The organism is Porphyrobacter sp. YT40 (assembly GCF_006542605.1).
Taxonomy (GTDB): domain Bacteria; phylum Pseudomonadota; class Alphaproteobacteria; order Sphingomonadales; family Sphingomonadaceae; genus Erythrobacter.
On the sequence record NZ_CP041222.1, the window covers coordinates 1,647,255 to 1,659,328 of the forward strand.

At 67.0% G+C, this 12,074-nt stretch carries 7 protein-coding genes; 4 read left to right on the forward strand and 3 right to left on the reverse strand.

What is annotated here, in order from left to right; translation table 11 throughout:
• The first annotated feature begins 1 nt into the window (after position 1).
• Genes E2E27_RS07680 through E2E27_RS07690 form a run of 3 tightly spaced genes read left to right on the forward strand, consistent with a single transcriptional unit; the run spans position 2 to position 4,426 of the window.
• Complete coding sequence (locus E2E27_RS07680) at positions 2-1,405, forward strand: sugar porter family MFS transporter (RefSeq protein ID WP_502705538.1); 1,404 nt, start codon at positions 2-4, stop codon at positions 1,403-1,405.
• A gap of 25 nt (positions 1,406-1,430) precedes the next feature.
• A complete protein-coding gene (locus E2E27_RS07685) occupies positions 1,431-2,954 on the forward strand; it encodes a tryptophan halogenase family protein (RefSeq protein WP_141458395.1) in 1,524 nt (507 codons plus the stop codon).
• Entirely contained in the window at positions 2,951-4,426 is a 1,476-nt protein-coding gene (locus tag E2E27_RS07690) for a tryptophan 7-halogenase (RefSeq protein WP_141458396.1), read from the forward strand. The genes E2E27_RS07685 and E2E27_RS07690 overlap by 4 nt, the downstream gene beginning before the upstream one ends.
• On the opposite strand, the gene E2E27_RS07695 is transcribed toward E2E27_RS07690, so the two are convergent.
• From E2E27_RS07695 to E2E27_RS07705, 3 genes are read right to left on the reverse strand one after another with little or no spacing between them, the layout of a single operon-like run.
• Positions 4,404-5,426: a cupin-like domain-containing protein gene (locus tag E2E27_RS07695; RefSeq protein WP_234036236.1), complete on the reverse strand. Its 1,023-nt coding sequence runs from the start codon at positions 5,424-5,426 to the stop codon at positions 4,404-4,406. The two genes, E2E27_RS07690 and E2E27_RS07695, sit on opposite strands and share 23 nt — an antisense overlap.
• Positions 5,423-6,961: a tryptophan halogenase family protein gene (locus E2E27_RS07700; RefSeq protein WP_141458398.1), complete on the reverse strand. Its 1,539-nt coding sequence runs from the start codon at positions 6,959-6,961 to the stop codon at positions 5,423-5,425. Before E2E27_RS07700 ends, E2E27_RS07695 begins: the two co-directional genes overlap by 4 nt.
• The gene (locus E2E27_RS07705; RefSeq protein WP_234036237.1) at positions 6,958-8,517 is read right to left on the reverse strand and encodes a tryptophan halogenase family protein; all 1,560 of its coding nucleotides are present in this window, start codon (positions 8,515-8,517) and stop codon (positions 6,958-6,960) included. Before E2E27_RS07705 ends, E2E27_RS07700 begins: the two co-directional genes overlap by 4 nt.
• Before the next feature lie 152 nt (positions 8,518-8,669).
• Here E2E27_RS07705 and E2E27_RS07710 point away from each other — a divergent pair, with 152 nt between their 5' ends.
• Positions 8,670-12,062: a TonB-dependent receptor gene (locus E2E27_RS07710; RefSeq protein WP_141458399.1), complete on the forward strand. Its 3,393-nt coding sequence runs from the start codon at positions 8,670-8,672 to the stop codon at positions 12,060-12,062.
• Positions 12,063-12,074: the final 12 nt, after the last annotated feature.

Here is a 12,074-nt window from a genome sequence, read left to right on the forward strand (position 1 = left end):
GATCTTGGAAACAACGCGTGGCGGCACCAACATGGTGCTGATTTCGGCGATCGTGGCTGTCGCGACGATCGGGGGGTTGCTGTTTGGTTACGACAGCGGGGCGGTCAACGGGACGCAGGCGGGGCTCAAGGAGGCTTTCGCGCTCGATGACAAGGGGCTGGGCTTCACGGTCGGCTCGCTGCTGATCGGTTGTGCGGCGGGCGCGTTTCTGGCCGGGCGGCTGGCCGACGCGCTGGGCCGCAAGCGGGTGATGGTGATCGCCGCGTTGCTGTTCCTGATCGGCGCGATCGTGCAGGGCGAGACTGACAGTCACACGCTGTTCGTGATCGCGCGCTTCATGGGCGGCATGGCCGTGGGTGCGGCTTCGGTGCTGTCACCGCTCTATATCTCCGAAGTGGCCCCGGCAAAGATCCGCGGACGGCTGACGACGGTGCAGCAGGTGATGATCATCACCGGCCTCACTGCGGCGTTCCTCGTCAACTATTTCCTCGCACAGGCGGCGGGCGATTCGCTGGGTGAGGTGGGCGGTCTGCCGGCGTGGCGGTGGATGTATCTGGCGCAGGCCGTGCCCGCCGCGGTGTTCCTCGTCGCGCTGCTCTTCATCCCCGAAAGCCCGCGCTACCTCATCAACCGCGGCCGCGAAGAACAGGCGCGCGCGGTGCTCACCCGGCTGTTCGGCAGCGACGAGGCGGAGCGCAAGGTGGTCGAAATTCGCGCCTCCTTTGCCGACGATCACCGCCCGCGCCTGTCCGATGTGCTGGCGAAGGGCACGATCTTCCGCCCGATCGTGTGGGCCGGGATCCTGCTGGCGACCTTCCAGCAATTCGTCGGCATCAACGTGATCTTCTACTACGGCGAGACGCTGTGGCGGCTCGCGGGCGTATCGGAGGAGGTCGCGCTTGAACGCAACATCATCTCCGGCCTCGTGTCGATCGCGGCGGTGTTCGCGGCGCTGCTGCTGATCGACAAGATCGGGCGCAAGCCACTGCTGCTGATCGGTTCTGCCGGGATGGCGGCGACGCTGGGCGCGATGACCTGGGCGTTCTCGGGCGCGGGCACCGATGCGGCGGGCAATCTGTCGCTGAGCGAAAGCGCCGGCTGGATCGCGCTGGTCGCGGCGAACCTCTACGTGATCTTCTTCAACTTCAGCTGGGGCCCGGTGATGTGGGTGATGCTGGGCGAGATGTTCCCCAACCAGATGCGCGGTTCCGCCTTGGCCGTGGCAGGGCTGGCGCAATGGGGCGCGAACTACGCCGTGGTGCAGAGCTTCCCCAGCATGGCAAGCGGGCTGGGCCTTGCGCCGACCTACCTATTCTACACCATCAGCGCCGCGATCAGCTTCTTCCTCGTCCAGCGTTTCATCGTCGAGACCAAGGGCAAGGAACTGGAGGAGATGGTCGGCTGAGCCAAGCGGTGATAGCGTGGACGCCATGACCTCGCCTACATCTTCCCCCGTCCGTGTCGTCGTCCTTGGCGGCGGCACGGTGGGGTGGATGACCGCCGCCGGGATCGCCAAGCTGCTCCCTGGCATCGCTAACGTGCAGCTGGTCGAGAGTGAGGAGATCGGCATCGTCGGGGTGGGTGAGGCGACGCTGCCCCACATTCGCGGTTTCGTCGAGCGGCTGGGGATCGACGAGGCGGCTTTCATGAAGGCCACTCACGCGACCTACAAGCTGGGCATCGACTTCCGCGATTTCGGGCGCATCGGGGAGAGCTATATCCACCCCTTCGGTAGCTTCGGCGAGGAAGTGCAGGGGGTGGGCTTTCACCACTGGTGGCTGGAGCTCGCCCGCCACGGCAAAGCGCGCGATCTGGGCGATTATTCGCTGGCGGTGGCGGCAGCCAAGGCCAACCGCTTTCGCCCGCCCGCAGGCGATGACAGCCTCGCCTCGACCTATGGCTATGCCTATCAGTTCGATGCGACGCTGTTCGGCCCCTTCATGCGGGACTTCGCGCGCGGGATCGGAGTGGAGCGGCACGAGGGCCGCGTCGTCACGGTCGAGCGGGACGGGGCGAGCGGCGATGTCACCGCGCTGATCCTTGCCGACGGGCGGCGGATCGAGGGCGATCTGTTCGTCGATTGCTCGGGCTTTCGCTCGATTCTGCTTGGGCAGGAACTGGGCGAGGCGTGGGAGGACTGGACGCACTGGCTCCCCTGCGACCGCGCGGCGGCGATGCCCTGCACCCATGCCACCGAAGACGTGCGCCCCTACACCACCGCCACCGCCATGCCCGCCGGATGGCGCTGGCAGATCCCGCTCCAGCACCGCATGGGCAATGGCTACGTCTTCTCCAGCGCCCATATCAGCGAGGAACAGGCCTGCGAGGCGATCATTGCCAGCGCCGAAGGCACGCCGCTCGCCGATCCCCGCATTCTCAAGTTCCGCCCCGGCCGCCGCGCGCAATCGTGGAGCCACAATGTCATCGGCATCGGCCTCGCCAGCGGGTTCCTCGAACCGCTGGAATCGACCTCGATCTACCTCGCGCAGATGGCGATCACCTATCTGATCGAGCTATTCCCCACCACCGGCACGGTCGACCCGCGCGACCGGGACGAATTCAACCGGCTGGTCGAGATGGAATATGACCGGGTGCGCGATTTCCTGATCCTGCACTACCACGCCACCACCCGCGACGACTCCGAGTTCTGGAACCACGTGCGCACCATGCAGGTGCCCGATAGCCTTGCGGGCAAGCTCGAGCTGTGGCGGCGCGCGGCCAGGATCGAGAAATATTCCGACGGGCTGTTCTACGATGCCAGCTGGATCGCGGTCTATGTCGGGCAGGGGATGCTGCCCGAAGCCCACGATCCGCGTGCCGCGATGATCGCGCCCGATGCGCTCGCACGCGCGACCGAACGGTTGCGGATGGCGGTAACGGGCGAGGTCGCGGCGATGCCCGGCCACCGCGACTATCTGATGCGCGAGGCCGCCCGGCTCGCCGAGGCGGCGTGAGCGACCCGCGCGAACCGCTGCGCCGCGTCGTCGTGGTGGGCGGCGGACAGGTCGGCGTGCTCGCCGCCATCGCGATGCGCCGCGCGCTGCCCGGGTGCGAGGTGCTGGTGATCGGCACGCCGCCGAGCCCAGCCGCCTTTGCCGACATCGCGTCCACCGCGATGCCCTTCACCAACAAGCTGCACGACCGGCTGGGGCTGGACGAGGCCGATATCGTCACCCGCGCCGGGGGCTCCTATCGCTTGATTACGCGCTACGCCGGATGGGGCGGGGCAGGGCAGGCGGGCGCGCTGGCCTATGGTGAGACGCTCGCCCCCGCGCTCAAGACAGCCTTTGCGCGCGACTGGGGTGCGGTGCGACTGCCCGGCGCGGGGGCGCCGCCGGTCGGGAGCCTTGCGCAGGTGCTCGCCGAAGCGGGACGTTTCGCGCCGCCGCCGCCGGGCGAGCCGACGCCGCTCTCGGCGGTCGACTATGCGCTGCGCTGGAACCCGGCGGCCTACCGCGCGCTGCTGATCGACACCGCCGAGGCGCTCGGGGTGGGCTATATCGAAGGCGCGATCGACCGGATCGAGCCGGGCGAGGGCGATACCATCGCCGCGGTCGGATTGGCGGGCGGGGGCATGATCCCCGCAGACCTGTTCCTCGACTGCTCCGGCCCCGAGGCGAGCCTCATCGCCGCGCACCCCGCCTTCGCCTTTACCGACTGGTCGGCGAGCCTCCCCACCCGCCGCGTCTATTGCAGCCAGCCCGGCGCGCCGATGGCGGCGCTGGAAGACCGGATCACGCTGACCGGCCTCGGCTGGATCAGCGAGATCGCGGGGCGGGACGGGGTGCAGGTGATGCTCGGCACCCCGGCCCATGTCCCGCGCGAGGATGCGCTGGCGCTGCTGCGCCTGCCTGCCCGCGCGGTCATCGCGCTCACCCCCGGTCGCGCCGAGCGTCCGTGGATCGGCAATATCGTCGCGCTGGGCGATGCCGCCGCGCGGTTCGAGCCGCTGGGGCCGCTCCACCTCGATCTCGCCCACCGCCAGCTGGCGCTGCTGCTCGAAATGCTGCCGGGTCGCGCGATCTCGCCATTCGAGCGCGAGGAATACAACCGCCGCTCGGGCCTGATGATGGAGGGGGTGCGCGAGGTGCTGGCGCTGCACTTTGCCGGGATCGAAGCCCAGCGCGTGTTCGGCGCGGTGCCCTTGCCGGGCCGGGTGGGCGCGGTGATCGACCAGTTCCTGCGGCGCGGGCGCATCCCGTTTCGCGAAGAGTCGCCCTTGCTGGGGCAGGAACAGTTCGCGCTGCTGGTGGCGCTGGGCTGGGTGCCGGGCCTGCCGCCTGCCGCGCAGGCCGCCGATGCTGCGGGCGAGAGCACGGCGCGCGCCGCCTTCGAGGCAGAAGCCCGCGCCGCGCTCGACTTTGCGCCACCCTATGATCAGTGGCTCGCCAGAGCGCTTGGGGCTAGCCGAGCACCTGCCGGATAAAATCGCGCATCGCCGCAAGGTTCTCGCGCGAGGGCGGGCCCAGGATGCCTTTCGCCTGCACCGGCAGATGCGCGCCCGGATCGCCCTCCGCGCCGAAAACGTAGTAATCGAGCAGCCCCCGCCACACCGCGCGCTGATCGCTCGGCATGTGGCGGAAGGCGAACATCGCGTGCATCAGCGCGTCATAGGGGTTGCCGATCCCCTCGTGATGGTCGGGCGTCCACCAGTAATTGACGAGGATACTGACCGGGTCGAGCGATTCCACCCCGTGCCACCAGCCATAGGGGATGTAGATCGCATCCCCCGGCTCCAGCGTGCCGGTGCTGGCGTGCTGCGCGGCTTCGGCAAAGCGCGGATATTTGTCCAGATCGGGCGCGTGGGGATCGACCATGCTGACCGGCACGCCCGCCGGGGTCACCTCGAAGGGGCCGGGGTAGAGCGCGGCGATCTGATCGGGCGGATAGAGCGTGAAGCGCCGCCGACCGGCAACGCAACAGGCGATATTGGCCTTGGCGTCCCAATGCGTGCCGACGCGGATGCGGTTGCCGATCCAGATGCGCGCCCTGACATCGGCCAGCGCCGCCAGCCGGTTCTCGCGCGCGAAGGCGGGGAGCAGGTCGTCGATCATTTCCGATTGCACCGCCATCGCGGGCGGATCGGGCATGGCCGCGGCGCGCAGCAGATCGCTGAGGAATGTCTCCAGCCGCCCATTGCCGCGCACGAAATTGAGCCGCGTGGCATCGGGCGTGTAGAAGAATCGCCCCTGCTCGGACGGCGGGGCGGCGATCGCGCCGACGGGGCGCGTGGTCGGCTCGCGCAAGAGATAGGCGATCATCGCCGCATCGCCCTGCCGCGCCGCCGCCACGGCAGGCCAGTCCGCGACCAGACCGCGCAGCACCACGGGTCGCCCCTCTGCCCGAAGCGAAGCGAGCCGTGCCGCAGTCAGCGGGCCATCGGTCTCGCTCATCGGAGCGGGCGGCGGGAGCCCGGCGGCGGTCACGCGGTCAGGTGCTCGGCTGCGGCAATCGCGCCGCCGTTCTGGCGCAGGAACTCCGCCTGCGTCGGCAATTGCCCCGCCGTCTGGGCGATCACCCCGCGGATATGCGCCAGCCGCTCGCGGGTTTCGGCCTCGTCCAGCATCCATGCCGCCGGATGATAGGCGCGCGGCGTCACCCCTTGTGACAGCATCACTGACAGCCAGCTATCCTCGGTAAACAGCTCATTGTTCTCGCGGATGATCCGGCCCGAGGATCGGAACATCGCCAGCTTCTCGGCCAGCCCATCGGGCGCTTCGAGATTGCGGCAATAACGCCAGAACTCCGAATCGTCGCGCTCGCTCGCACGGTAGTGCAGCACCAGAAAATCGCGGATGTTGATATATTCGCGCTCCGTCTCCGCGTTGAAGCGGTCGCGCTCCACCGCGCCGAAGCCGGTGTCGGGAAACAGCGCCAGCAGCCGGGCGATGCCCGATTGCACGAGGTGGATCGAGGTCGATTCGAGCGGTTCGAGAAAGCCCGCCGCCAGCCCCAGCGCCACGACGTTCTTCTCCCACGCCCGCGCCCGGTGCCCGGCCTTGAAGGCAAGGTGGTTGGGATCGGCCAGCGGCGCGCCGTCGAGATTGGCGAGCAACAGGTCGGTCGCCGCCTGCCGGTCGATATGGGCCGAGGAGAACACGTGCCCGTTGCCGATCCGGTGCTGGAGCGGGATGCGCCATTGCCACCCGGCGCTGCGCGCGGTCGAGCGGGTCAGTGGAACGTTTTCGCCGCCAAGCTCGCAAGGGATGGCGACGGCGCTGTCGCAAGGCAGCCACTTGCTCCAGTCGGTAAAGGGCACGCCTAGCGTCTGACCTAGCAGCAGCGAGCGGAAGCCCGAGCAGTCGATGAACAATTCGCCCGTCACCTCGCGCCCGTCTTCCAGCGTCACGCCGGTGACAAAGCCGCTTTCGCCGTCCTGCTGCGCGCTGACGATCCGCCCCTCGACCCGCATCGCGCCCGCGCTTTCCGCAAAGCCGCGCAGGAAGCGGGCATAGCGGCCCGCATCGAACTGGAAGGCGTAGCTGAGCTTCGACAGCGGCGACTTGGGCTGATCGGGCCGCGGCCAGGCAAAGCGCCCCGCCTTGCCCGCCACCGCCGCGATCGAATAATCGTCGATCCGCGAGCTATCGCCCACCGCTTGCCCGCGCAGCCAGAAGTGCTGGAATTCGATCCCCAGCATGTCGATCCCGAAGCTGCCGAAAGGGTGGACATAGGCGTGCCCGGGCCGCAGCCAGTCGACGAATTCGATGCCGAGTTTATAGGTCGCGCGGGTTTCGCGCATGAAGGTCATTTCGTCGAGGCCGAGCAGGCGGTTGAAGCCGATGATCTGAGGGATGGTCGCCTCGCCGACGCCGACCGTGCCGATCGCCTCGCTCTCGATCAGCGTGACCGAAAGGCCCGGCAGCTGGCCCAGCACGCGCACCAGCGCGGCCGCTGTCATCCAGCCGGCGGTGCCGCCGCCGACGATGACGATCCTGGTGACGGGCGGAGGCACGCTCATGCGACTGCTGCCTCGGGGGCGATATGCCAGCTGCCCGACTGGCGCAGGAAATCGCCGTGCGCGGGCAGGCGCGCGGCGACATCGGCATAGGCCGCGCGCATCTGCGCCATCGCTGCGGCGACCTTGTCGGGATCGAGCGTGTCGGCGATGGGGTCATGCGCCTCGGGCCAGATATTCTGTCCCAGCATCACCGCGACCCAGCTCGGCAGGCTGAACAGCTCGGCATTCTCGCGGAACACCCGCCCGCGGTGCTGCCACAGCGCGATCTTGCGCGCCAGGCTGTCGGGCACCGCCATGTGCTTGACGTAGCGCCAGAATTCCGAATCCTCGCGCTGGGTCGCCTTATAGTGGAGGATCACGAAGTCGCGCACATCCTGATACAGTTCGTGCATCCCGCGGTTGTATTCGTCGCGCTCCAGCGGACTGATCGGCAGGTCGGGAAACAGCGCGAAGAGGCGCTGGATGCCGTTCTGGATCAAGTGGATCGAGGTCGATTCGAGTGGTTCGATAAAGCCCGAGGACAGGCCAAGCGCGACGACATTGTGGTTCCAGGCCTTGCGCCGCAAACCCGTGAGGAAGCTGAGCCCGCGCGGCTCGGCCAGCGGTTCGGTTTCGAGATTGGCGAGCAGGATCCGCCGCGCCTCGTCCTCGTCCATGAAGCCGCTCGAATAGACATGGCCGTTGCCGGTACGGTGCTGGAGCGGGATGCGCCATTGCCACCCGGCGCTATGCGCGGTGGCGCGGGTGAAGGGGTCGGGCGGGCCGGGGCTGCGCGACGGCACGGCGAGCGCGCGGTCCATCGGCAGCCATTGGCTCCAGTCCTCGTACCCGGTCTCCAGCGCTTCCTCGATCAGGAGCCCGCGAAAGCCCGAACAGTCGATGAAGAGATCGCCGGCGACGGTCGAGCCGTTTTCAAGCGTGACGCTGGCTACGTCGCCGGTCTCGCCGTCGCGGGTGACATTGGTGATCGTTCCTTCGATCCGCACCGCGCCCTGCCGTTCGGCAAGGCGGCGCAGATAGGCGGCATAGAGCCCCGCGTCGAAATGATAGGCATAGGCGATCTCGCGCACCACCGATTGCGCGCCTGCCGCGGGCCGGGCGAAACGTCCGGCGGCGGCAGCGGCGGTGCTCATCGAATAGGCGCCGATCGCGCCTGCTCCTGCTGCGCCCGAGCGTGCATGTTCGCGCAGCCACAGCTGGTGAAAGGCGATGCCGTGCAGGTCTTGCCCATATGTGCCGAAGGGGTGGAAATAGCGGTCGCCCTGCTGGCCCCAGCCCACGAATTCGATCCCCAGTTTGCAGGTCCCGCGGGTCTCGCGCAGGAACTCGGCCTCGGGAATGTCGAGCATGGCGTTGAAGGATCGGATGGGCGGAATGGTCGCCTCGCCCACGCCGACCGTGCCGATCGCGTCGGATTCGATCAGCGTGACCGTGCGGCGGCCATCGTTGAAGAACCGCGACAAAGCGGCCGCCGCCATCCATCCGGCGGTGCCGCCGCCGACGATCACGACCCGCGCAAGGCGGCTTACGTTACCGATACCATTGCCCCTCATCATCCTCTCCCGACCCTATCGCTTTCGGCCATTGTTGGCAAATTGCCACACTGTCCCTGCAAAAATGCGAAGGCCTATTGTCAAGCGGCTCAGCCACCGATAATCCATGGCCCCACAACAGGGCAAGCTATCTGGCAATAAATGATAGCGCTAACATGGGGAGGGATCTTATGCGCATCGCGATGCAGCACCGTGCCGTTCTGGCTGGGAGTCAAACCGGCTGGTTGAAGGGGGCCTTGCGTGCCGGGGCTTCGGTGCTGGTGGTTGGCAGTGCGCTGAGTGGCCAGCTGGTCGTCGCACAGGATGCCGAACAGCCGGACCCCGATGTCGAAGATGCAGTCCCCGCCGAAGATGTCAGTGCCAACGAGATCCTCGTCACCGGTCTGCGCGCCTCGCTCGCGAATGCCCAGAACCTCAAGCGGAATTCCGACACCGTGGTCGACGCGATCACCGCGCAGGATATCGGCGCGCTGCCCGACCGTTCGGTGACCGAAGCGCTCCAGCGCGTCCCCGGCATCGCGATCAACCGCTTCGCCGGGTCGAACGATCCGGACCACTTCTCGGTCGAAGGTTCGGGCGTCGTGGTGCGCGGTCTCAACTTCGTGCGGTCCGAATTCAACGGCCGCTCCGCCTTTGCGGCGGGTGTCGGCGGGCAGGCACTGAACTTTGCCGACGTGCCGGCCGAGCTCCTCGGCTCGGTGGTGATCAGCAAGAACGCCACCGCCGAGACGATCGAGGGCGGCCTTGCGGGCACCGTCAACCTCATTACCCGCAAGCCGTTCGACAACAATGGCTTCAAGATCGCGCTCAGCGCCGAGGCCAATTACGGCGATTTCCGCAAGGAATGGACGCCGACGATCTCGGGCCTCATCAGCAACACCTGGGAGACCGACAAGGGCCGCTTCGGCCTGCTGGCGAGCGCATCCTATTCGCGTATCAAGAGCCGCGCCGACGGTGTGCAGATCGCCAACTACCAGACTCGCGACGGCCGTCTCGTCAGCGCCGCCAATGCCGACGGCGTGCAGGTGTGCCGCAACCCGCTGCCCGGTTCGACCGACAACTTCACCCTGCCGCCGGCCGGATCGCTGTGCGGCGTCGCCGGTACGCCGGGTGCGGACGGTTTTGCCGACTATGCCGATTCGCGCGTCGCCCCTGTCGGCGGCCAGTTCCGCACGCAGGAATTCGATCGCGAGCGCAACGGTATCGCGATTTCGGCGCAGTTCGAATCGATCGACGAGAAGACCCTCATCACCGCCGAATTCATCCGTTCGGCCTCGACCAACAAGTGGGGCGAATATACCTACGAAACCGCACCCGACCTGTCCGAATATCAGACCTATCCGATCGGCTGTCTGCAGAACGCCGATGGCCCCACCCGGGTCAATCCCGATGGCACCGCGGGCGACCCCACGCCGCGCGCGCAGTGCCCGGTGGGCGGGTTCACCGATTTCAACTACACCGACACCGGCCTGTTCCAGTCGGGCTACATCGTCAACGCCTCCAACGGCTGGCGCGGCGATCCGGGTGCCTCGCCCTTCGTGCCGATCGGCGGCCTGCAGCAATCGCTCGCCCGGCGGCAGGTGAATGACGAGATCGCCAACGAGGACTACTCGATCAACCTCAAGACCGAGCTGACCGATCGCCTGTCACTGCGGCTCGATGCGCAATATGCGACCTCACGCAAGCAGAACCTCGATTTCAGCGTGTTCGGATCGACCTTCGCCGACCAGGAGCTCGACATTTCGGGCAATCTGCCGACGATCATTCCGCGCAAGCCGCAGTTCCTCGGCTATGTCTGGTCGACGCCGGGCGCCGATCTCGCCAACGCGACGGAAGAGCAGTACTTCAACGATCCGCGCTTCCAGTTCTGGCGCGCGGCGATGGATCACATCGAGGATTCGACCGGCAAGCAATATGCCTTCCAAGCCGACATGGCCTACGAATTCGACGACGATTCCTTCATTCGCAAGGCCAAGTGGGGCGCGCGCTATCAGGATCGTGACCAGACGGTGCGTTACACCACCTACAACTGGGGGATGCTGAGCGAGACCTGGTCGGGAAGCCGCCCGGTCAACTTCGCCGACAGCGCGCCGGAATTGTCGGAACGCTACGATTTCCCGAACTTCTTCCGCGGCCGGGTACCGGGCCCTCCGGGTGCGTTCTATTATGCCGGGGATCTGATCGGCGATTATGAGGGCGCGATCGCCGACTTCCAGGGGATCCAAGATCAGGCCACTGCGCTGGGTGCTTCGCCGAGCTGGGTGCCGCTGTCGGGCCGTCAGGGCGCGATTGCCGGGACGCCCTATCTGCCCGAGGACATCCAGCCCATCGCCCAGCAGGATACGGCTGCCTATGTGCAGCTCGACTTCGGCAGCGACAACGTGTTCGGCGACCTGCGCCTGTCGGGCAATATCGGCCTGCGCTACGTCAACACCCGCATCCGCTCGCAGGGTTCGATCGGCGTGCCGAGCCAGCAGGCGCTCAACATCCTCGATCCGTTCGACGAGCGCTGCGAGTCGGTGGTGCCGCCGGGCGCGCCTCCGGGTACCCCGCCAAGTTCGCCGGGCGGGGTCTGCAACCTCGGGCCGCAGGGCTATGCCGAGCTGCAGACCTTTGCCGGCAACGGCGGATCGCGGCTTGACGTGGCCGAGGTGGATTACAGCTTCTGGCTGCCCAGCCTGAACCTCAAGCTCGGGATCACCGACGACGTGATCGTGCGCCTTGCCGGTTCGCGGGTGCTGACCCGGCCCGACAACTCCTATGTCCGCAATTTCCTCCAGATCGGTCTGGGGCAGAGCGGGGAGTTGACGGCCAACTCGGGCAACCCCTTCATCCGTCCGGCCACGGCATGGCAGTTCGATGCCACGGTGGAGTGGTATTTCGACACGGTCGGATCGCTGACCTTCAATGCCTTCTACAAGGACATCAACGACTTCTTCTTCCAGGAGATCACCAGCCGCGAAGTCACCAGCAACGGGATCACCCGCGACGTGCTGGTGCGCGGGCCCGCCAACTTCGACGACAACGGCAAGATCAAGGGTTTCGAGCTGGCCTATCAGCAGACCTACGACTTCCTGCCCAAGCCGCTCGACGGGCTGGGGGTTGCGGCCAACTACACCTACATCGAAAGCAGCGGCCTTCCGAACACCTTCCTCAACACCGGGGAGCCGGTCGACGAGTCCACCGTGCCGCCGGGCAACCTCCCGCTGGAACAGCTGTCGAAGCACAACGTCAATGCGACGGTGTTCTACGAAAAGGGTCCGATCAGCCTGCGTGCCGCCTATAACTGGCGCTCGCGCTTCCTGCTGACCCCGGCGGATGTGATCTTCCCGTACTATTCGATCTTCAACGAATCGACCGGGCAGCTGGATGCGTCGATCTTCTTCAACGTCACCGACCAGATCCGCGTCGGGGTGCAGGGCGTGAACCTGCTCGACGAAGTGACCCGCACCACGCAGGCCTATACCGGCGACCCGAATGTGCTGGCCCCGCGCTCGTTCTTCATGAACGACCGGCGCTTCTCCTTCATCGTCAGGGGCAACTTCTAGCCCCTCACACGC